This window comes from Candidatus Saccharibacteria bacterium (genome assembly GCA_034521515.1).
Classification (GTDB): domain Bacteria; phylum Patescibacteriota; class Saccharimonadia; order Saccharimonadales; family JAXHMH01; genus JAXHMH01.
The window spans coordinates 1-22264 of the sequence record JAXHMH010000004.1; the positions used below are offsets into that span (position 1 = coordinate 1).

A 22264-nucleotide genomic window follows, 5' to 3' on the forward strand; every position below is an offset into this window, starting at 1 on the left:
CGATGGCCCGCACGGTCGGCTTGCGATCGCGCACTGGAACGAGATGATGGAAGACCCGGAACTGCGCATCGGGCCGTCGCGCGAGCTCTGAACACCGGCCCGGAAGTGGCGCGATTACACGGACATCGGCAAGCGCTGAGGAGGCGGCAGGGCCAAGGAGTGTAGGCCAGTTTCGTCCGCGCGTCGCGATCAGGGCATGCGCCATCGCCCGCCGCCGGGCAATGCCGGCATTGCGCGGTGACATGCCTGGACCGGTATCCGGCGGTACGGATCGCACAAAGCCGGCCTACTTGTTCTCAGCGCGTAGGCGCGTTTTCGCCGAAGGCGAACGCGCGCATCCCGGGCATGGCGTCAAGCCGGAGACGAACCGACCGCGGCCTGATTCGATCCGTCACGACATCCCGACGACGGCCTCCGGGATCAATCCTCTTCCTGCCGCCGCGCCTCGAGTTCAAGCGCAGGTCCACCGCATCGCCGACGATGTCGTTCTCGACGCCGTAGGTCATGCCCCATTCGCTGCGCTGGATGGTGGTCTCGGCGGAGATGCCGATCACGTATGGCGGATCGCTGAACAGGCCACCGCCGAACGGATACTCGCCCATCCGGTTGATGCGGACATCGAGCGTGACCGGACGGGTCTCGCCGAGCAGCGTGAGATCGCCGCGGAGTTCACCGCGATCCTCACCCTGCGGCTCATAGCCCGTCGCCACGAAACGGATCTCCGGATGCGCATCGGCATCGAGGAAATCGCCGTCGCGGACATGCTTGTCACGTTCCCTGTGGGCACTGAACACACTCTTCGGCCTGCACCGTCACCTCACCCGATTCCAGTTCGCGCGTCTCCGGGTCATAAACGAACCGCCCCTCGGCCTCCTGGAACAACCCCATCACATCAGCGAAGCCGGCATGCTCGACGCTGAACGCGATCGAGAAATGCTCGGGATCGATCACCCATGTGCGGGGTGCGGCGGATACCGCCATTGGCAGCAGCAGTACGGCGGCCAGCGCCGCCGTGCCCATCCGCAAACCTTCATACCATGCATGGCCATTCTCCTGTCCTGTCAGCGGAGTTCCCACCGCTCCGGTGATCTCGCAGGTCGAGTCCGAACCCGTCATTTCCATCGCATCGTCGGGTGACCTCACCTGCGATTCCGCCACCTTCGACGTTGACCGGTCTCGCACCCTGGCGGACCGCTCTTGCGATAGGCGAATCGTCGTGCGACCTCTGCACGCACGCCGAAGCCGACCGTAGGTCGGGCTTCATGCACGATACGAGCTGCATGTTCCATGGAACGCCTGCCAGCAGAACTCCCGTAATCCGTCTTCCGCTGGACCCGGCTCCCGTTGTGGTTCCCTGCAAGCGCGATCATGAACCAAGCATAGACGGTCGCGCTGAAAGTCCACATCCATTACGTCGTCGCGACGGACGCACCGCGCAACAGCGTCCGCACGTCCACCGCGAACGAGCCATACAGCAACACCGCGGCGATCGCGCAGGCCAGCGCCGGCAACGGCGGTCCCACCCAGGGAAACAGCGACCCCGCCAGGGTCGCGACCTGGACCACGCAGATCACCCGCCGTCGCTGGCTCGGCGGCAGCGGATTACGCAGCGCCGGCAACCACCTGGCGGCCGCGAGAAACGCGTAACGCGGCAACCCCAGAAGCAGAACCCAGACACCGGCCCGGTCATACGCGAACACGAGGATCGCCAGCACGAGCGCGAGCGCGGCATCCAGTTCCATATCGAAGCGCGCCCCGAAGTCGCTCTCCGTACCGGTCCGACGAGCGACGGCGCCATCCACGCCATCGAGCACCAGCGCGGCCAGCGCGAGCGCGAACGGCCAGGCCGTGCCGGTTGCGGTATCGCCCGCCAGAACAATCGCACCGAAACCGACCAGCAAGGCGAGCAATCCGCCCCGCAGCAGCGTCACGCGATTCGCGGCACCCAGGCCGCCGCGCATATCCAACCGCCACCAGGCGATCCCGACCACCGCCACCAGCACGACCATCGCGACACCGGCCGCCCCGACGAACAGAAACGGCAGCGCCACAACCGGCGCCAGCAACGCCGCGGCCAGCAGCGTCAGACCCGTGGCCACGACGAGCTCCGACGTCGCCGTCATGCCGACCGATGCTCCGAACTCATGCGCACCCCCTCTGTTAATACCCATACCTTCGCTCCATCGATTCCCGAAGCACCCCCATACACCGTAGGCGCGTCTTCGCCGCAAGGCGAATGCGCGCGGTCTAGCCCGGCACATCCCGCGACCCTCGAGCCCGGATGGAGCCGAAGGCGGAATCCGGGAAGGCGGTGGATGCATGACGACCGGGACTGCCCCGGATTCCGCTGCGCTGCATCCGGGCTACGAAGAGCCGGCAGGCGTTCGGCCCGGGACAAGCACTCCGGTAACGGACGCCTCGTCCGTCGGGCTGAAGCCCGACCTACGGCCTCAATCCCGTACCCGTAGCCCGGATGCAGCGTAGCGGAATCCGGGGATACGCAATGATCGGGACAGCGTCGCACACGCACGCTATCCTGCGGCATTGCCGCTGATCTGCTGGAGACGCCGTTGTCGGATTCGCATGCGCGGGCGTTCTGGACGCTGGCGCCGGGACGGGGGGCGATCGAGGACGAGACGTTGCCGGTGCCCGGCGCCGACGAGGTCCTGGTCGAGACTCTGTATTCCGGCATCAGCCGTGGCAGCGAGGCGCTCGTCTTCAACGGCCACGTCCCGCCCAGCCAATACGAGACCATGCGCGCACCGTTCCAGGCGGGCGACTTCCCCGGCCCCGTGAAATACGGCTACGCCAGCGTCGGCCGCATCGAGGCGGGCCCGGAGGCACGCATCGGCGAGACGGTATTCTGCCTGCATCCGCACCAGGACCGCTTCATCGTCCCGGCGGCCGCCGCCCTGCCCGTCCCCGCCGATGTGCCGGCCGCCCGCGCCGTGCTGGCGGCCAACATGGAGACCGCGATCAACGCGACCTGGGATGCGCCGCCGCGCAGCGGCGACCGGATCGCCGTCTTCGGCGCCGGCGTGGTCGGCTGCCTGATCGCGTACCTCGCCGCGCGCACCGCCGGCACCCGGGTGACGCTGGTCGATCCCGACTCCGACCGCGCCGGACTCGCCGCATCGCTGGGCGCCGCCTGGTGCGCGCCCGGCGAGGTCGACACGGCCGATCACGACCTCGTGTTCGAGGCCAGCGGCGCCCCGGACGCGCTGCGCGAGGCGCTGGCCGTCGCCGGTCATGAGGCCACCATCGCCGTCGTCTCCTGGTTCGGCGACCGCGACGTGCCGCTGCCGCTCGGCGCGGCGTTCCACTCGCGCCGGCTGACGCTGCGCTCGACCCAGGTCGGCGGCGTCGCCCCCGAACGCGCCGCCCGCTGGCCACACGCGCGCCGGCTGGCACTGGCGCTGGAACTGCTCGCCGGCCCCGTGCTCGACAAGCTGATCAGCGAGCCAGTCCGATTTCGACGATCTGCCCGCAACCCTCACCCGCCTGGCGAACGAACCGTCGGGCGTGCTCTGCCATCGCGTTCGCTATCCCGCGGCCGAGCAATACGAACTGGAGCCTGCATGTACAGCGTCAACGTCCGTGACCATTTCATGATCGCGCACAGCTTCCATGGCGAGACCTTCGGCCCCGCCCAGGCGCGCCACGGCGCGACCTACGTCGTCGATGCCACCTTCTTCCGCTCGCGCCTCGACGACGACGGCATCGTCGTCGACATCGCCCGCGCGAGCGAGACGCTCAAGACCATCCTCGGCGAATTCAATCTGCGCGATCTGGACGAGGAACCCGCCTTCGCCGGCCACAACACCGCCACCGGAGTTCCTCGCCGGCGCCATCCACGAACGCCTCGCCGCGCGCATCGCCGCCGGCGATCTCGGCCCGGGCGGACCCGCGCTCGAACACCTGCGGGTAACCCTGCACCCATAAAAGCAAAACGGCGTTTCGCCGTAAGTTAGATGCGTCAGACTTAAGTGTATGGGCAAACTAAAAAACGTTTTACTAGTGCTGGGGTTAGTGATATTACGTAGCAGGTATTGGCTGGTATTTTTCTAGGAGCGGCTACGGCAGCAATTTTTTAGTCCGTCAGATTCGGCGACAACAGAAGGCGTGAGTGAAGTTTCAGACATAAGACAGCAATCAGAGATTGAAAGTGATAGCGACTAGCCTAAGATGTTCCCGGGAGTTTAATTACCTAGCGGCGACTTATAACTGGTGATGAGCGTAGCGGGAACCTGGTGAGGATAGGTCAAGGCGAGCAGAGGTAAATAAAATCCACGGTGCTCACCGTGGTGAGGGCGGTCTTTTAGGTATGGCGCTGCACCCAGCAAAATCTTTGAGGGCAACCAGCAAATTTATTTGTACATGACAACCGAGACAGCAGGTGGTTTGACCAACCGAGTTGAACGGTATAAATATAACGAGAACGGATTGAGTGAACGTACTAGTATCCTAGAAGGTATCCCTGGCGCCTCTTATCACGATGGCGGGACGATCTGCTTTCTGGCTGGATGGATACCTGTATATAACCACTGGCGATGCTGGCGATACGGCACTTGCGCAAAGTACAAGCTCGCTGGCAGGCAAAATACTACGGGTCGATGAAAACGGCGAGATACCTGATGACAACCCGTTCCGGTAATGCCTGCGCAGAGGCCAGCCGGTCACCGTAACCCTCAGGCATTGCCTGGGATGATCAGGGAAGGATGTGGTCAAGCGTACACCGCCGGTTGTAAGATTGTCCGGTATGGACGAGCTTAACCGATCGAGCGTGGAGTTAACTATGGTTGGCCGGGCGATCAGGGCGATGAAACGCGTGAAAGGATGCAAGCTCCTGGCGATCCATCCAGATCGGACGCGACGTAGCTCTCGCCGACATATTGGGATGCCGATTTTTTGGCGGACTATGCGGGTGACGCTTTATGAAGCGAGGTCTTGGCGAGGGTGAATCTGTTGATTTGCAGGCTCATTGTGGATGAATACGGCAGGATACGAGCGGTGACTGTCATCGATAACGACCAGCTCTACATCACCACATTCAACACTGACGGTCGGCGTTGAAATGGTCGGGTGATGAGAAGTCAGACGCATAAGCGGCGGCGTGTTTTTTACTGAACGACGAGAAGGTCTTTATTAGCAGCAGCATAAGAGTTATAATTGCGGCACGTAATGTCAAATAAACAAAATCAAGTGAATTGGCTGCAAGCCAGTGTCGTCGGAATCTGCCGGGCGAGTGCATTTTGCGTTTATCGCGATCTTGGCGGCGCAAATCGTGGGTCATGATGCTTGGGTCAGTACCGGATATGGTGTTACACCGCTGGCAGAGCGGCTCGCTCGGACTTTTTGTGCGGTAACAGTGGTGTGGTATTTAGCAAAAGTGCTAAAAAAGCGCAGCGTAGCTTTGTATAACGGTAGTTCCGCGCTCATTATGGCTGATCTCCTGTCGTATTGTTTTATGTATATTTTCAGCGCGGGATGGCCAGTCGGGCAGTTGTCTGTATTTGATACCAATTATTGTGTCAATGCTACTGCTTAGTAGATCGGCAATATTTGCCACCGCTGCATTAGCGGTCGCTGCCTATGTCACAACTGCAGTGGCCTATTTTGTCATGAATTTTAACGGAGGGCTACAAAAAGGTAGAGCTATACGGCGAAGTCGGCTTTTATGCGGCTTTGTTTTTAATTGTCGCTTCACTACTATGGGTAATTATTAGGCCAAAAAGATGATTGATATTAGCGACGAAGCGTTTGAAAAGATGGTCACGGATGCTATTGATGATATTCCGGAGCATCACCGGGAACTTTATCAAGAATGTTGGCTTTGTGGTTGAGGACGAACCGTCACCTGAGCAACGCGAGCGGCTGCATCTTCATCACGGTGTCACGTTATTTGGGCTATACGAAGGAGTGCCGTTGACACAGCGCAACAATAACTACAGCGGCGTACTGCCAGAATAAAATAACGATATTTAAACGACCCATGCAACACCCAGGCGTGGACATACGAGGAATTCAGAAAAACCGTAAAGACACTGTTTGGCACGAGGTGGCGCACTACTTTGGCTTGGATCACGACAGGATTTATCGATTAGAAGGTAAAGACAGAAAACATTAGTCTGTGCCGGTGTTTGTTCTAGTCAGAGAAAACGCGCTAAAATGCTTGCTGATTACACAAAATAAATAATAAACATGACAAAAAATCACTATATTCGGTTTAGGCCAGGGGCAGACACTACAGCTTTTCATGGCGATGATTCTGTTTGTGGCCTCGGCTGCGGTGGCGTAGTGGCGGTAATTTGCCGTTGTGGGAAGAAGCCGCCTTTTGGACATTCTATAATCTGCCGAATTTTGTCGAGCCCTACTTGCTGGCAATCGCCCAACTGGGGAAGATTTCTGCATCATCCGGAGCTCTGGCAATTTTTTACGCCGTATATCGGCGCTATGGGGAATATTATTGAAGCTCCTATTAAGCGGCTGTTTGGCTTATGTGGCGTCGGGTGTAGCAGAAGATTTATCGGGGCGTGGACGGCGGCCTGTGAATTCTTCAGCGATTTAGTGGTGCGTGACTATATAGTGCGTGGCTTGGGCTTTCCTTCCTTTGGGCATGCGGCGTTAGCAACGGCTACTAGCCGTCACTTTTATCGACCGTGCTGCCGCGAAAGCACGAATGGTGGGTTACTGACTGGTGTTAATCGGTGGCGTAAGTATCTCTCGTGTATTTTTAGGCGTTCACTTACCGATGGACGTGGTTGGCGGTATTGCTGTGGGCTGGGCTTGTGGCGAGGTGTTTAAATATGTGGATATTGTTGATAAGACCAAGCATCCAAAACCAGGGATAACCGACAAGTTAAGGAAGAAAAAAGGCAAGGCTAAAAAGAGCTCAAAACGTAAGCAAAAAGGCTTGAAGGCTAAAAAATAAGGGCGTATTATATGGGTGGAAGTGTGAGGCTTCCATTGACCCTAGGCGCACGCCTGGGGTCTAAAAATTTGAGAGGAGGTGATTCCTCCTCTCAACGCGCAGGGAAAATGAAGTACATTTTCTCTGGCTGCTCTCCTCCCAATATGGACATACTTTCAGCGAAGTAAATCCGCATGAAAGATGGATTTGATAATGAGTACGGCTCTGTTGTTGCTCGCAAAGAAATCCGCTTATACACCCAAGCGCAAACGCCAAAACTCCGAGTTACGCTCACATACGGAGCCAAAAACCGCAGACCACACGTCGTTAATGAGTAAATTTTCTCTTGCTGCTCTCCCTCGAACTTAACATGCATTTAGCGAAATAAACTCGCAAAAAGCATAAATTAATTAATCCGAGTAATAACTTTGCCTAATTTACTGGCAGGAGTGGCAGAGGCCGCGGATTTCTAGTTGGTGATCGGTTGCTTTAAAGCCTCTTGTAGTGCCGAGTCTATCAAGGTTTGCCTCTAGGGCTTCGTCTTCTGGCAGTGCTGTAATGCTACCGCATTTTAGACAAGTTAAGTGATGATGATGGTGATGGAACTTGTCGGTCAACTCCAACTTGGAGTGCCATCCGAGTTGTAGCCGGGTGATTATGCCAAGACGTTCAAAAACACGAATATTGCGATACACAGTTGCCTGATCTTGTCGAGGTAGAAGCTTGATAAGGTCACGTATAGTCAGTGCATTATGCTTCTGCATGATAAAAAATAATCGCATACGCTGCTTGGTTACGAAGTGACCGTGACTCTTGAGAGTCTTTTTGAATGACAAGAATTCCTGATTCATATAGGCGATTTTACGACAAATTGCGAATTATTTGCAAATCATATGTAAGCGGTCGTAAACTAGGGCCAGTACATAAGCAAATAAATTATTATTACAAACATATAGATTGGACTATTCATGGCGACATATTGGCACATTATATTTTTCTCATTAATCGGCGGGATTTTCTCATTAATCGGCGGTATATTACTGCTGAAAAGTAAAAAATCTGCAGATAAGTTAGCGTTTTATGCCACACCATTTGCGGCCGGAGCTTTGTTGGCTGCGGTGTTCCTAGATTTATTAAAAGAAGGTATACACGAAGGCGAAGGCGATACAGTAATGCTCGCCGCTTTATCCGGCGTATTATTATTTTTCCTTGCTGAGCGGTTTTTGCGCTGGTTTCATCACCACCACTCTCATGAGGAGGAAGAAACTGCCAATAAATCTCTGATTATTGTTGGGGATACAATGCATAATGCACTTGATGGCGTAGCTATTACGGCTGGATTTTTGATAAGCGTCCCGACTGGTATTGTGACGACTATTGCAGTTGCGGCACACGAAATACCTCAAGAAATTGGCGACTTCGGCTTATTGCTTAAGAAAGGTATGCGCCGCCGCAACGTGCTCATTGTCAATGTTTTAAGTGCGCTGGCTACCACCGCGGCTGCAGTACTCACCTTCGCACTTGGCAGCGAAGAAGTGCTACCGATTGGTATATTGCTGGGGTTAAGCGCTGGGTTCTTGCTCTACATTGCGACCAGTGACATTATTCCGTCAATTCACGCACATGCCGCTAAGAAAAAACTACTTGATGTACAACCACTCCTGTTGCTTTTTGGGGTGTTGGTCGTCGGACTCATCATCAACATTGCGCATGATTACATTGACGCTGGACATGATCATGGTCATGAGGAAGAGAGTTCTACTACGCACATGGAGCAGAGTCACGGTGAGGCAATTGAAATTGCTGATGAATCCCTCGTACCTACGCTAGAACTAGAGCTACTAGATGACAACAAGCAAGGATACAACCTTCATATTGAAACGACCAACTTTACTTTTAGTGGCGAGCATGTAGGCGAAGAGCCGGAAATTGGCGAAGGTCACGCACACATTTACGTCAATGGAGAAAAGATTAGTCGCATCTACACCGATGTAGTGCATCTACCTGACGTACATGAAGGCGATAAAGTCCGTGTCACGCTTAATGCTCATGATCACAGCGAGTTTGCGCATGACGGCGAAATAATTTCCGCAACGACCACAGCCGGTGATGATCACTCTCATGACGCGGAAGACGACCACGGACATTAGCATGAGCGGCGTTGGTTGCGTTACAATGTAAGTATGGAAATTGCGATTGTTGTTTTGGGGTTGGTGGTTGTAGTTCTTTTGGCGGTGCTTATAAAAAAATCGACCTCTCAGGCTGATCAAGGTAGTACTATGATGCTTAAACAAGATCTGACAACGCTAAGTGAAAACGTCCAACAGTTAAAAGAAGGCTTGCATACTCAATTAAACGATCGTCTAGACAAAAGTAGTCAACAGATGGCTCGTCAATACGAGCAAAGTGCTGGGATTATTAAGGATGTGACAGAAAAGCTCACGGCGCTCGAAAAAACCAATCAACAAGTCGGCGATATTGCCGGTGAGCTTAAGGTGTTACAAAACGTGCTGACGAATCCTAAGCAGCGCGGCGGAGTCGGAGAATATTATTTACAAACCGTTTTAGAGAACGTTATGGCTCCCAGCCAGTTCAAGCTGCAATACGCGTTCAAGGATGGCGAAATTGTTGATGCGGCTATATTTATAGATAAAAAAATTCTCACGGTTGATTCAAAATTCTCACTAGAAAATTATAATCGGCTAATTGACGAAAAAGATAAGTCTAAGCGTGAGGCAATCGTGCGCTCGTTTAAAGCTGATCTAAAGAACCGAATTGACGAGACCGCTAAGTACATCAGGCCTTCAGAAGATACCATGGATTTTGCCTTTATGTTCATACCGAGCGAAGCGATTTATTATGATTTGCTGATAAATAAAATTGGAGCCAGCGGTACCAACGCTCGAGATTTACTGGAATATGCTTTTCGTGAAAAGAGCGTGATAATTGTTAGTCCGACGACGTTCATGGCGTATTTACAGACAGTATTGCAGGGGCTACGGAGTTTGCAGATTGAAGAACAGGCTAAAGATATCCAGCAACGAGTTGGTGATCTTGGCAGGCATATCGGCGCGTATGATACGTTCATGCAAAAGCTCGGTAATAGCTTAGGTACTACTGTCAATCATTACAATACGGCTCACAAAGAGCTTAAGAAAATTGATAAAGACGTAGTGAAAATTGCTGAAGTAAGCCCTAGCGTCGAGCCTTTGTTAATTGATAAACCAAAACAAGACGAAGAACTTTAGCTGTTTTGCAATAAGTCTATAGTTAATGCTGCTGTCCATGAGAAGTTTTCTGCACCAGCCGGTTCTCCATTTAGTGGGTTGAAATATTCACGGAAACCAGCCTGTGCGACCATTTCTAGGGTTGACTCGCGTAGTGCCTCGGCGTGATCTTTAAAGCCGTTCTGCCTCAAACCCTCTATGATAAGCCAATTGGTGTTTACCCAGGTTGGGCCCTGCCAATACCCAGTCGGTTTAAACCAGTCCGAATTGACGGCAACACTTGGCACTGGGTAAGCCGGGCCGTAGAGGTGCTTGTTTTCTAGTTGTTTTACTAGAACATTGGCGCGTTCTTGTGTAATGCAACCAGCGTACAATGGCATAAGTGCGGCAATGCTGGGTTCTTTAATTAGTGTATGTGTTACGAAATTACGTGAGTAATATTGGCTACTGTACGGATCCCAGAGTTGCTCAAGTGCATCCTCGGTCTTTTTCATGCGGTTGCGCAAGTCTTCTGGTATTTCTTTTTTGATTGTTTTGGCCATGTCACACAGGACTTTGTCGGCACGTATGAGAATGCAGTTAAAAGTAAGGTCTTCAATAGAAAAAAGAGCGTGTGTCAAAATGCGACCAATGTCGTACTGTTTGCGGCGTAATCGTCGTTGTGTGCTAAAGAAGGCAAGCGCTTCTAGGGTGCTGAGGCGTTGTTCGGCTGGTATGAGTTTGGTATCACGCCTAAAAAGGGCTATAACTTTATCAAGCCGAAGTTTTTCAACAACCTGAATCCAGAGGGGCATTTGGTGGTCTTTTAGCTCGCGCATCCAAGGCGGTGTGTTGTCTAAGCCAGTTTCCCAGGGGTGGATTTGTAGGGTTAAACCTTCGTTGTGCGGATCACGTTCGTTATGCAGCCACTCATGATACTTAAGAAGTGCCGGGTAAACGGTCTTAAACCAGGTGCGGCGTTCTGGCAGGGATAGTTTTTGCCCAATTTTATAGACTGCTTCGGCTATGACTGGAGGCTGGGTAATGCCACTGGTATTAATATGATCTGGGGCATGCGGATTAACCCAGCTGAGCCAAATGTTACCATCACGGGCGTGTTTGTCGTGCGACATGATCATATTGGGAAGCATTCCGTTGCTCCATTGGCCAGTGAGCAAATGAGTTATTTCGGTTTGGGCGCGCTGCACATCATAGTGTCGCTGGCCGATGGCTATAAAACAACTATCCCAGAGCCATTGATGCGGGTATAACCCCGGTGCAGGTACGGTGTAGTTGCCTTGATCATTGGCCTCAAGAACAGCTTTTGCCGCGTTAAACAAAGAAGGCTGCTCATTCATACCACATAGTATACCTGACATATCTCCATCGCGCCTATGCTTGCGTAACTGGAATTCATCCATATACTACGCGTAAAAGGAGTAACGATGCCATATAACCAAGAAACTGCATCTGAGACTACGCGTTTTGAAAGAATAAATGCTAAACGACACTTAAAGATTATTCGAAAAGCTTTGCTTACCTACCCACGCGAGGACATGGTTGATGTGGGAGTTGATGAATTCAACATTTGTAGCCGTGAAAGACCTTCACGCAACAGAACCAATGAGGTGAGGTTAGGGTTTAACGCATTAAGAGATGGCGTTGCTGTATTCTATGTAACAGAAGAATTTTTAGAGGATAGGTCGCACAGGTTTATTTTCCCTGATGACGGAGAGCCTAGGTATCACCGTGAACCATTTAATGTTGATTGTCAGAAAATGCCATCTAGAGGACTTGATGTCGAAGGGGTGGATCAATTTATTTCGCATAGAGCAGTAATACATGAACTGGACAATATTGCCCCCGAAATAACTTTGCTCAATGAAGGCAACTGGGTAGGATTGACACGTGTACGTGGTCGTTCCGCGCAATGTTAGCGGAAGTTGGTGAAATTTAGTGGAAAGTCAAAATCCTTGGAGCGTAGCAATTTCATAATGGCTTGCAGGTTGTCTTTGCTATTGCTGGTAACTCTAACTTCTTGACCTTGAATCTGAGTCTTTGCCTTGGGGAACTCTTCTCGGATAATCTTGGTAATTTGTTTGGCTTTATCTTGATCGAGTCCCTGGATAAAAGGGACTTCTTTGCTGGTTTTCATATTTGTGGTGACCGACTCTTTTGATGTGTCTAAAACCTTCTGGGATTGATTTCGGGCGCCAAGTTTTTTACGCACAATATCTAGAATGGCATCGATTTGCATATCGCTGTCGCCAATCACTTTTAACCCGGCCTTGTCATCATTGAGCCACTCTACAGTAGCCGGCGTGCCCTTAAAGTCATAGCGGTTTGCCATTTCACGCTGGACTTGGTCAAAAACGTTATTGATTTCTGCCTTGTCGTAGTCTGAGACTATATCTAATGAAAAATTTGCCATACTTCAAGTGTCGCATCACATCGGCCTGCTGTCTAGTAGGTCTGGCCGCTCGCTAATGCTTACGGCACACTGTAGGATTACCCTATAATTGTTCCATTGCCACATGGGATAAATTTCAAGGGGCGAAACGTTTGTGGCATCTGTTATACTACGCAGTAATGAAATACAAGAATAAGAAAATCGCTGATGCTGCCGATTTACTAAAAAAACGGTTGGATAAACTTGAAGATAAAGCCAGTATTTTGAGGGCGACTGAGTTAAAGGCGTTGTATGCTCAGATTCCGACGCTAAAACCAGAAGATAGGGCTGACTTCGGTAAGCAAATAAATGCTTTAAAACAAGAACTTCAAGACTTAGTTGACAGCAAACAGCAAGCATATGACAGTTTGCCGCCGATTGACGTTACCGCTCCATTTGACATAAATACGTCAGAAGACAAAAAACCTCATTTATTGAGCAGCAGTATTGGCAGTAGACATCCGCTTATGACAGAAATGCAGCGGATATTGGATATTTTTTATCGTATGGGTTTTACGGCTGTAGAATCGCGCCAGATTGATGATGATTATCACATGTTTGAGAGTTTAAACTTCCCGGAAAATCATCCAGCGCGTGACGATTACGATACGTTTATGACAGAAGATGGCTTGGTAGCGCCGGCGCATACCAGCACTATGCAAAACCGGGTACTTAAGCGATATAAAAAAGATCTGGAAAAAGGTAACGACATAAGCGTGGTCATTCCTGGACGAGTATTTCGCAACGAAGATTTAGACGCTACTCACGAGCATACCTTCTATCAACTAGAGGGAGTGTACGTAGGTAAGGGAATTCATGCCGGTAATTTGATTGCCACGCTCAAGACATTTTTAGAAACTTACTTTGAACAGGAGCTTAAGGTTAAGACTCAGCCAGTTTATTTCCCTTTTACCGAGCCCAGCTTTGAGTTTGCGATTAGCCGGCCGAAGTCACTGCGTAAAGGTACTGGTACGGAGGATGATGAGTGGCTAGAATTGCTTGGTTGCGGGATGATTCACCCTAATGTGCTAAAAATGGCAGATATTGACCCAGAAGAGTACACCGGGTTTGCTTGGGGGTTTGGTGTCGATCGCTTGGTACTCATGAAATATGGTATCGAGGACATTCGGCACTTTGAGTCAGCAAAACTAGAATTTTTGAGGCAGTTTAGGTAAGGAATGTAATGAAACAAGAAACAAGAAACAAGCAATCGTTTTCGAACTACTTTTTTAAACTATTTTTAAATTCAGGAGATTTACTATGAAGGTCTCTGTTAATTGGTTAAAGCAGTTTACGGATATTGATTTAGCGGTTGATGAATTGGTTAAAAAAATCGGCGCGCAGCTTGGTGCTGTTGAGGAAGTGATTGATATCGGCAAAAAATATCAAGGCATTGTAATTAGTAAAGTTGTGTCATGCGAAAAGCACCCAGATGCCGACAAATTGAGTGTTTGTTTGATAGATGATGGTGGTGTGGTTAAAAACGTAGTACGCGATAAGGACGGCTACGTCCAGGTTGTTTGCGGTGCACCGAATGTGCGTAAAGGATTAACAGTCGCTTGGCTGCCACCTGGAGCAACTGTGCCTAGTTCGGTTGATGACAATCCGTTTGTACTGGGCGCTCGTGAACTACGCGGCGTTATGAGCAACGGCATGATTGCCAGTGGGCACGAGCTAGCTATTAATGATGATCAGGATGGGATCATTGAGCTTGATTCTGAGTTTGCGCCAGGCACTGATTTTGCAGAAGCTTATCAGCTAGATGATTTTATAATTGATATAGAAAATAAAATGTTCACCCACCGTCCAGATTGCTTTGGTATTCTCGGGGTTGCTCGTGAGGTTGCTGGGATTACTGGCACGCAGTTCAAGTCGCCTGATTGGTACCTAACTTCAAACTTCAAAAACCAAAGTTCAAAAACCAAAACGTTGCCACTTGAGGTTGTAAACGAGTCTACCAGGTTGTGTCCGCGGTTTATGGTGGTAGCCATGGATGATGTTGAAGTTAAGCCAAGTTCGTTGATGATCCAGACATTTTTGACCCGAGTTGGTATCAAGCCGATCAATAATATCGTAGACATAACTAACTACCTGATGGTTTTGACTGGCCAACCGTTGCACGCTTATGATTATGATAAGTTGGCAGATAACAAGAAGCAAAACGCAAAAAGTATTGAAGTTCGGGCATCTAAAAAAGGCGAAAGCTTGAAACTACTAAATGGTAAAACCGTTACCTTCGATGATAACGGAACGGTTCTAATAACGGCTGGCGATGTGCCGATTGGGGTCGGTGGTGTGATGGGTGGCTCAGAGACCGAAGTAGACGAGAATACCAAACGTATAGTTGTTGAATGTGCCAATTTTGACATGTACACCATACGTAAAACTAGTATGAAGTACGGCTTGTTCACTGATGCGGTGACTCGTTTTAACAAAGGCCAGAGTCCGCTACAAAACAACATCGTACTACACGAAGCTATGGCGATGGTTTCTAGTATGAGCGGCGGAGTAGTGGCTAGTGATGTTATGGACGAGAAAGCTCAACTAAAAACGCCGATTGGAGTACACGTTCGAGCTGATTTTATTAATACGCGGCTTGGTCTTGATTTAGAAATAGAAGCTATAGCGCAGCTACTGCTAAACGTGGAATTTGACGTTCAAATAAATGGCCCAACACTGGTTGTGACTCCGCCGTTTTGGCGCACAGATATTGAAATACCGGAAGACGTAGTTGAAGAAATCGGTAGGCTCTACGGCTACGACAAGCTTCCGCTTGAGCTGCCAAAACGTCGTATTTCTCCAGCCGTTCGTAATAGTTTGCTGGAACTAAAAGACCAAGTTCGTCACAACCTATCTAGAGCCGGTGCAAATGAAGTTTTGACCTATAGTTTTGTGCATGGTGATCTGCTAGATAAGGTTGGGCAAGACAAGCAAGAGTCGTTTAAGCTAAGTAATGCGCTTAGCCCAGATTTGCAGCATTATAGGCAAAGTTTGACTCCTAGTATATTGGAGCGAGTTCACGCAAACATAAAGACCGGTTATGGTGAGTTTGCTATGTTTGAACTTGGTAAAGGCCACATAAAGGGGTTGCAGGATGAGTCAGAGCCAGAAGTACCAGCTGAGGTGCAGTTGGTATCTATGGTTTTTGCAGCAGACCAAAAAACACACAAGAGTAAATACAGCGGCGCAGCTTATTATCAGGCACTCCGCTACGCTAGAGAGCTTTTGTCAATTTTTAACATTGATTATCTATTGCAGCCAGGTGAAGGTCTCGAGTTGAGTGGCAACGGCGAAGTTCAGGTTTGGGCGCCTTATGAAAAGAGTAGGTCGGCTCGCATAACCAACAAGGACGGCCTGAATCTCGGTGTGGTAGGCGAGTTTAGCGCAAACGTACGCCGTGAACTTAAATTACCGAGTTTTACCGCTGGATTTGAAATAAAACTAGATGTACTTAAACAGGCCGCTCAGCCGGGTAAGTATACCGCTTTATCTAAGTTTCCGAGAGTACAGCAAGATATGACGTTGCGTGTACCGTCAAAAGCGACTTTTGAGCAGGTAGATGCCGTTGTGAGGGAAGCATTGCCTACTGAAACGGAAGCAGAACACAGGACTATTACCTATGAGCCATTGAGTGTATATCAGAAGAAAGGCGACTCGCAAAAAAATGTTAGCTTTAGATTTTCTGTTGTCTCTCATGAACGAACCATGGTGGCGCAAGAAGTTAATAAATTATTAGATGAAGTCGCTCAAGAAGCCAAGGCTAAACTTGGCGCAAAACGGGTTTAGGTATTATTTACTTACGCCTAAAAGGTCGTAGATTATTGGTTTAATAGATTAAACATCAAAACGCTATGCTTGAAATTTTGTCTAAAAGGGTGTATCTTATTTTTGCTTTGCTTGAGAGGCAATTAACTCTCGCAATCGCACACCGGCAGGTGTAATGAAAAATCTCGTTTTTCGAGAACAGTTTAGTGTGAAGAGGCTTTTAGCTGCTGGGAACCCCCGGCTAGAAGCTAACGACTCATGCTTGGACTGCTCTCGGTTACCGGGAGGGAAGTGTTATGCAGCGATAACCGATCACTGACTATGGTAGTCGGATCGGAGCTCGGCGGAACCCCACGAGCTGTCGCGCAGCATCGCTTCCCTCCCGAGTTCGATCAGCGCATGCGCTGACAACTACGGGCAGGGGTGAAACCTACTCGGTTCTTGGCCAGAAGGCTCCCGCCACCTTTTGGCCAAGGTCTTCGGACTCACCCCTGCCTGTCCAATCTAGTGCGATAATATATCCGCACTAAAAAGATGTGGGAGCGAGAGAGAGGCAAGCGTCCTCACAAGCCGCCAGGCGCTTGAGTTCCGGTCGTTGTATGACCGTTGAACGCAGCCAAAAAAAACGGCTGAACCTCTCTCCGCTCCCACACCCAATCATTACACCTGCTATACTCTCTATTTTTCATTAGTCGTGAGCTGTTCATGGGTTGCGAAAAGTAGAAAGTGGTTAACAGAGGCGCAATTGAGTGATAAGCTAGACCAGTGAAAAATGTGTTTCGGATTTTGGCAACGGCTCGTGAGCTGTGGCGATATTACTTAGTCATAAGTATTTTTACGATTGGTCTAAGCCTTCTTACTTTATTGCAACCGTTTCTAAGCGGATTGGCAATAGACGAGGTAAGCAAAGGCACGGACGCGAGTATTCGGTTTGTTGCTATGGTTGCGGTCGTCATATTTTTGTTAGATTTGGCGCAAACGCTGTTTGGTAATATCAGCGGGTATATCGGAGATCAAATGGCGGCTAAGCTAAATCGGATATTAAGCTGGCGCTATTATCAACATTTACTTACTTTGCCCCAACAGTATTTTGATACCGAGTTATCTGGCAAAATAATCAATCGACTTAATCGATCAATTAATCAGATAACCAATTTCGTGCAGATGCTTAGTAATAACTTTCTGCAATTTATTTTCACTACAGTGTTCTCGCTCATCGCAGTAGCGCTTTATAGTTGGCAGGTTGCGTTGATGTTGTTTACGCTGTACCCGATTTATATCTTTTTAACGTTTAGAAGTAGCAGTAAATGGCAGCGTTATCAAGTAAAGAAAAACCGTCACCTTGATATTGCGAGCGGCAGGTTTGCAGAAGCAGTAAGCCAAATAAAGGTAGTAAAAAGTTTTATATCAGAGAAACGTGAACTCGGCTTTTTTAGCAAACATTTTAGAACCATGATTGCTACAAATAAGCCGCAATCGAAATTTTGGCATACCAGAGACGTTCAACGGCGGATTATCTTAAACGTTATCTTCTTGTTTGTGTATATGTTTATTTTTGTACGAGCGGCGCAAGGTGTGTTTTCTCCGGGACAAGCCGTAGCGTTGATTCTTTATGCCATGCAAATACGTATTCCTATCTTCACGATAAGTTTCCTTGTCGAAAACACGCAACGGGCAATTGCCGATAGTAAAGATTACTTTGAAATAATGAACGTTGAACCCGATATTCAAGATATTGCCGGCGCATCTGCTCTACGAGTTCATAAAGGTGAAATTGTGTTTAGTGATGTAAGTTTTGGTTATGATAAAAAACCGGTTCTCAAAGATATAAACTTAACTATAAAACCTGATACCAAAGTTGCGTTAGTCGGCGAAAGCGGTGAAGGGAAAACGACTCTGACGAATATCTTGTTACGTCTGTATGAGCCACAAAAAGGTTCGATTGAGATTGATAATCAAGACATTTGCCGCGTAACTCAAAAATCGTTACGGCAGAATATAGGCGTCGTATTCCAGGATCCGTCGTTGTTTTCTGGAACTATACGCGAGAACATAACCTATGGTAACCCTAAAGCCAGCCTTGAGGATGTTAAAGCAGCTGCCAGGGCGGCCAACGCACACGAGTTTATAGAAAAATTAGACAAACAATATAATGCAGAAATTGGTGAGCATGGCTTGAAGTTATCGGGCGGACAGAAACAGCGGATTGCCATTGCTCGGGCACTACTCAAAGACGCTCCAATTTTAATACTTGACGAAGCCACAAGTAGCTTAGATAGCCGTAGCGAACAGATGGTACAAGAAGCGTTGGAGCGATTAATGAAAGGACGCACTACGATTATCATCGCACACAGGTTAAGCACGATTAGTCATGTCGATCAAATTATTACGTTTAAAGGTGGCATGATTGATGAGATCGGATCGCCGAGCGAGTTGTCAAAAAGCGGCGGTATTTATGAACAGCTGTTAACGTATCAGCAGGGTAAAACCGACACTTCCAAGAAAAAATTGAAAAAGTACGAAATAACGACGTAGTTATAAAGGCTAATCATGAAATGGACACTAATGAAGAAACAACGACGTAACACTTCAGCCAACGATACAAAAGTTGTAAAGCTCAGTTTGTTGTTTTTTGACTGGTTTAAGTCAACGTTTGTTATTTGGGTTTGTCTAGTTGTGTTGGGCGTATTAGCCTACGTTGTGTTTTTACCGCGGGAAGGGTTCCCGGCTATTCAGGCACCGTACGGGTTGGCGACGGGGAGCTATCTTGTACAGAACGCTGAAGAAGTAGATAGCAAGATAACCAAACCTGCCTCTGATGTATTACAGGATGTTGCGGGCGTGGAATCTGTGCGCACTCAAGCTGACGACAGTTTCTTTACGATAATTGCTCAGTTTGAAGAAGGGACTTCTAGTGAAGCTGGTACAAAACGAATGCGTGAAGCTATTGAAACAGCCGGCTTTATGCCAGAAGAAGCCACGGTTGACTATACCGTTATAGCTCCGGCTCTGTATCTCAATAAGTACGACATGACTTTGTCGGTATATAGTCCAGACAACGGAGACGTTTCAAAATTACAAGCCGCTTCTGCTCAGGCTTCTCGGGAGCTGACAGCATACGATGCAATTGAAACAGCAGAGATACAAGAACAATTCTCTACCGGAACTAACCCCCAAACCGGCCAGGAAATTACACGACAGTCGAGCTTTGACCGTATAGGCATCGCAGAAAATAACGAGCTGGAATTTTACCCCGCGTTTACTATAGGTATCGTTGGCAATGACAATCTTGATGTGATTGAACTTTCTGATGCAGTGCGAAGCGCGATTAACCAGATAGAGGTAGGAGATTCCAGCAATACCTATGAGATTGCTGTGTCAGGTGATTTTGCGCCATCAATTACGACTCAGATTGCTAGCCTGGAGTCGAATATGGTGAGTGGTTTAGTCGCAATAGTTGTGATTAGTTTCTTGTTAATATCGTGGCGGGCTTCGCTTATTACGGCGTTGTTTATGACTAGTGTCATGATGACGACGTTGCTAGTTTTGTGGCTTGTCGGCTATACATTAAATACAATCAGCTTGTTTGCACTAGTGTTGGCGCTCGGTTTATTTGTCGACGATGCGACAATTGTCGTGGAGGCAGTAGACGCTGCTAGGCGTAAAGGTAAAGACAAGCGAGAAGTCGTTCGGCAGGCAATCAAGAAAGTAGCCGCTGCAAGTATTGCCGGTACGCTCACCACGGTGCTTGTTTTCGCGCCATTGGTGTTTATAACTGGTATTTTAGGTGAATTTATACAGATCTTACCGATTACTATAATTGTTGCGCTAGTAAGTTCGCTTGTTTTGTCATTGACGTTGATACCGTTTTTATCGCGTTTTGTATTGTTGCGCGGGCGCCGACAAGCTACAGGCTTGAGTCCGATTGTCAGGGCAGAAAGTTTTTTGGCAGCAAAACTAGCCCAAACTCCCCTAATCTTAAATAGAAGCCGCAAAAAAGGTGTAGCGATCGCCAGTGTTTTTGTTGTATTGAGCATATTTATTATTGCGGCTGGAGGCTACTATGGCGGACAGCTTAAATTCAATATTTTTCCAGAGACAAGTGACGCTGATCAGCTAAGTTTGTCTATTAATTATAACCAAGCTACGTCGGTCGAAGAGTCAATTGAGGTGTCTAAGAGGATAGAGACTACTGTTCAGCAAAAAATAGGCGAGCACGTCAGGTTGGCTAGTTATGGCGCATATAGCCAGCCCTCACAAAGATCAGCCACAATGTTTATTGAACTTGAGCCGTTTACACAACGGACAACAACATCACAAGAAATGATCGGTGATCTTGAACTAGCTTTTGAGGAGTTTTCGTCAGCGCAAGTACAAGTAAATCAGATTGACGCTGGGCCGCCATCGGTGGAATTTCCTTTTGCTGCTCAGGTTTACGCCGAAGATAAACAGGGTTCAGCCGAACTAGCGCGAGATATTGCGGAGTTTTTAGAAGATCGTGATATTTCACGGCCTGACGGTTCGACGGCACGGATTATTAATACCGAGATAGCTCACACGGATAGAATTGTACGGCGTGATGGGGATCGGTTTGTACGTATTGGTGCGGCGTTTGACGCTAGTGATACAACGGCTCTTGTCCAAGCAACACAAAAAGCAGTGGAGCGTGAATTCGACGCCGACAAATTGCGTTCAGACTATGGCGTCGAGCCTCAGTCGCTTCAGTTTGATTTTGGCCAGGAATCGCAGAACCAGGAGTCATTCTCGTCACTACTACTCATAGGTCCTTTATCTGTGCTTGCTATGTTCCTGCTTTTAGCAGTTCAGTTTCGCTCACTATTGCAACCCTTACTCATATTTATGGCCATACCTTTTAGCTTGTTTGGGGTGACCTATGGCTTGTATGCAACAAATAACCCGATTAGCTTCTTTACGATGATTGGGTTTTTCGGGCTGCTTGGGATTGCAGTCAACAACACGATACTTTTAACTGACTACGCAAACCAAGAACGTCGTGCTGGTAAATCATTAGCTGTCGCGGTCAGTGAAGCTACTCGTCAGCGTTTCCGGCCGCTCGTCGTCACATCGCTTACAACGATTGCTGCGTTGACGCCGTTAGCTTTATCAGATCCGTTTTGGGAGCCGTTGGCGGTGACAATAATATTCGGACTAATATCTAGCACATTTTTAGTGATTATTGCATTCCCTTACTACTACTTAATTGCTGAATATGTACGGCAACGCATAAGCCGCCGACGTGTGATTTTTTGGCTTATTGGGCTAGCTACGGTTATCGGTATTGCTTTTCTGATAAACGCTTTGGTAGTACCATTAGTATGTATTTATATACTTGTTTCTATAGCATTAAACCGTTTCTGGAGGATGATGTAATATGCGCCGAGCTGTCCGAGCTATAATCATTAAAGACAAGAAGTTGCTGGTAATGCACCGCAACAAGTTTGGTGATGAGTATGACACTTTGCCGGGTGGCAACGTAGAAGTTGGCGAGACTCTGGAAGAGGCACTCAGGCGTGAAGTAACTGAAGAAACAATGGTTAATTTTGATGGTGAGCGACTGGTCTTTTTAGAGCATGCCGGTCATCCGTACGGTGATCAATATGTGTATCTTTGTAAGTATCAATCGGGAGAGCCGCAACTACATCCGGATTCCGAAGAAGAGCAGATTAATCGGCTCGGCAAGAACTTGTACCGGCCGGCCTGGCTGGCTTTGTCGGACTTGCCCACTTCGCCGTTTTTATCAAAAAAACTAAAAGAACATATACTCCACGGCGTTGAACATGGTTGGCCAAAAAAGTCGCTGGAATTCAAATCCTAGAATAGCTATACTGCCTACATTATAGGTGAGTAATTATAGATTGATTTTTGGGAGCGCAGGAGCGCAAACGCAATCTTAGTCAAGCTAAGTCGCCCAAT

20 protein-coding genes and 2 pseudogenes are annotated in these 22264 nt (G+C 49.0%); 15 read left to right on the forward strand and 7 right to left on the reverse strand.

All coding sequences use genetic code 11. From position 1 onward, the window contains the following. Positions 1 to 296: 296 nt before the first annotated feature. From U5K77_03795 to U5K77_03805, 3 genes are all read right to left on the reverse strand, one after another. Complete coding sequence (locus U5K77_03795; protein ID MDZ7744848.1) at positions 297 to 794, reverse strand: YceI family protein; 498 nt, start codon at positions 792 to 794, stop codon at positions 297 to 299. Next, the gene (locus U5K77_03800) at positions 769 to 1122 is read right to left on the reverse strand and encodes a YceI family protein (GenBank protein MDZ7744849.1); all 354 of its coding nucleotides are present in this window, start codon (positions 1120 to 1122) and stop codon (positions 769 to 771) included. Before U5K77_03800 ends, U5K77_03795 begins: the two co-directional genes overlap by 26 nt. A 287-nt stretch (positions 1123 to 1409) precedes the next feature. After that, positions 1410 to 2171 carry a CDP-alcohol phosphatidyltransferase family protein gene (locus tag U5K77_03805; GenBank protein MDZ7744850.1) on the reverse strand — a complete coding sequence of 254 codons (762 nt, stop codon included), beginning with the start codon at positions 2169 to 2171 and terminating at the stop codon, positions 1410 to 1412. Between the two features lie 399 nt (positions 2172 to 2570). Between U5K77_03805 and U5K77_03810 the strand changes: the two are divergent. The 3 genes and pseudogenes from U5K77_03810 (at position 2571) to U5K77_03820 (ending at position 4654) form a co-directional block, all read left to right on the forward strand. Next, positions 2571 to 3612, forward strand: a pseudogene (locus U5K77_03810) (zinc-binding alcohol dehydrogenase). After that, positions 3579 to 3942: pseudogene (locus U5K77_03815) on the forward strand (6-carboxytetrahydropterin synthase). Before U5K77_03810 ends, U5K77_03815 begins: the two co-directional pseudogenes overlap by 34 nt. 553 nt (positions 3943 to 4495) lie before the next feature. Beyond that, on the forward strand, positions 4496 to 4654 hold the full coding sequence (locus U5K77_03820) for a PQQ-dependent sugar dehydrogenase (protein ID MDZ7744851.1): 159 nt from the start codon (positions 4496 to 4498) through the stop codon (positions 4652 to 4654). A gap of 635 nt (positions 4655 to 5289) precedes the next feature. On the opposite strand, the gene U5K77_03825 is transcribed toward U5K77_03820, so the two are convergent. Continuing rightward, entirely contained in the window at positions 5290 to 5439 is a 150-nt protein-coding gene (locus U5K77_03825; GenBank protein ID MDZ7744852.1) for a hypothetical protein, read from the reverse strand. A 348-nt stretch (positions 5440 to 5787) separates the two neighbouring features. Here U5K77_03825 and U5K77_03830 point away from each other — a divergent pair, with 348 nt between their 5' ends. The 4 genes from U5K77_03830 to U5K77_03845 all read left to right on the forward strand — a co-directional run bounded on the left by U5K77_03830 (position 5788) and on the right by U5K77_03845 (position 7248). Then, complete coding sequence (locus U5K77_03830) at positions 5788 to 5970, forward strand: metallopeptidase family protein (protein ID MDZ7744853.1); 183 nt, start codon at positions 5788 to 5790, stop codon at positions 5968 to 5970. A gap of 22 nt (positions 5971 to 5992) precedes the next feature. Beyond that, positions 5993 to 6127 (forward strand): metallopeptidase family protein, encoded by a 135-nt coding sequence (locus U5K77_03835; protein MDZ7744854.1) that lies wholly within the window; start codon positions 5993 to 5995, stop codon positions 6125 to 6127. Positions 6128 to 6697: 570 nt separating this feature from the next. Then, a complete protein-coding gene (locus U5K77_03840) occupies positions 6698 to 6931 on the forward strand; it encodes a phosphatase PAP2 family protein (GenBank protein ID MDZ7744855.1) in 234 nt (77 codons plus the stop codon). A gap of 173 nt (positions 6932 to 7104) precedes the next feature. Then, positions 7105 to 7248, forward strand: coding sequence for a hypothetical protein (locus tag U5K77_03845; protein MDZ7744856.1), 144 nt, complete (start codon positions 7105 to 7107; stop codon positions 7246 to 7248). Positions 7249 to 7347: 99 nt separating this feature from the next. On the opposite strand, the gene U5K77_03850 is transcribed toward U5K77_03845, so the two are convergent. Next, positions 7348 to 7761 (reverse strand): transcriptional repressor, encoded by a 414-nt coding sequence (locus U5K77_03850; protein ID MDZ7744857.1) that lies wholly within the window; start codon positions 7759 to 7761, stop codon positions 7348 to 7350. A gap of 117 nt (positions 7762 to 7878) precedes the next feature. On the opposite strand from U5K77_03850, the gene U5K77_03855 reads away from it, so the two are divergent. Together U5K77_03855 and U5K77_03860 are read left to right on the forward strand one after the other, a co-directional pair. Next, positions 7879 to 9060 carry a ZIP family metal transporter gene (locus U5K77_03855; GenBank protein ID MDZ7744858.1) on the forward strand — a complete coding sequence of 394 codons (1182 nt, stop codon included), beginning with the start codon at positions 7879 to 7881 and terminating at the stop codon, positions 9058 to 9060. A 33-nt stretch (positions 9061 to 9093) separates the two neighbouring features. Further along, positions 9094 to 10158, forward strand: a complete 1065-nt coding sequence (locus U5K77_03860) for a DNA recombination protein RmuC (GenBank protein MDZ7744859.1) — start codon at positions 9094 to 9096, stop codon at positions 10156 to 10158. Here the strand turns inward: U5K77_03860 and U5K77_03865 are convergent. After that, positions 10155 to 11474 (reverse strand): trehalase family glycosidase, encoded by a 1320-nt coding sequence (locus U5K77_03865; GenBank protein MDZ7744860.1) that lies wholly within the window; start codon positions 11472 to 11474, stop codon positions 10155 to 10157. The two genes, U5K77_03860 and U5K77_03865, sit on opposite strands and share 4 nt — an antisense overlap. Before the next feature lie 87 nt (positions 11475 to 11561). Between U5K77_03865 and U5K77_03870 the strand changes: the two genes are divergently transcribed. After that, the gene (locus U5K77_03870) at positions 11562 to 12053 is read left to right on the forward strand and encodes a hypothetical protein (protein ID MDZ7744861.1); all 492 of its coding nucleotides are present in this window, start codon (positions 11562 to 11564) and stop codon (positions 12051 to 12053) included. Here U5K77_03870 and U5K77_03875 read toward each other — a convergent pair. Continuing rightward, positions 12050 to 12547: a YajQ family cyclic di-GMP-binding protein gene (locus U5K77_03875; GenBank protein MDZ7744862.1), complete on the reverse strand. Its 498-nt coding sequence runs from the start codon at positions 12545 to 12547 to the stop codon at positions 12050 to 12052. The genes U5K77_03870 and U5K77_03875 overlap by 4 nt on opposite strands. Before the next feature lie 158 nt (positions 12548 to 12705). Here U5K77_03875 and U5K77_03880 point away from each other — a divergent pair, with 158 nt between their 5' ends. From U5K77_03880 to U5K77_03900, 5 genes are all read left to right on the forward strand, one after another. Further along, the gene (locus U5K77_03880; protein ID MDZ7744863.1) at positions 12706 to 13740 is read left to right on the forward strand and encodes a phenylalanine--tRNA ligase subunit alpha; all 1035 of its coding nucleotides are present in this window, start codon (positions 12706 to 12708) and stop codon (positions 13738 to 13740) included. 85 nt (positions 13741 to 13825) lie between these two features. Next, positions 13826 to 16351, forward strand: a complete 2526-nt coding sequence (pheT, locus tag U5K77_03885) for a phenylalanine--tRNA ligase subunit beta (GenBank protein ID MDZ7744864.1) — start codon at positions 13826 to 13828, stop codon at positions 16349 to 16351. 744 nt (positions 16352 to 17095) lie between these two features. Continuing rightward, entirely contained in the window at positions 17096 to 18865 is a 1770-nt protein-coding gene (locus U5K77_03890; GenBank protein ID MDZ7744865.1) for an ABC transporter ATP-binding protein, read from the forward strand. A gap of 15 nt (positions 18866 to 18880) precedes the next feature. Further along, positions 18881 to 21721: an efflux RND transporter permease subunit gene (locus tag U5K77_03895; GenBank protein ID MDZ7744866.1), complete on the forward strand. Its 2841-nt coding sequence runs from the start codon at positions 18881 to 18883 to the stop codon at positions 21719 to 21721. A 1-nt stretch (position 21722) separates the two neighbouring features. Continuing rightward, on the forward strand, positions 21723 to 22166 hold the full coding sequence (locus U5K77_03900; protein ID MDZ7744867.1) for an NUDIX domain-containing protein: 444 nt from the start codon (positions 21723 to 21725) through the stop codon (positions 22164 to 22166). Positions 22167 to 22264 lie beyond the last annotated feature (98 nt).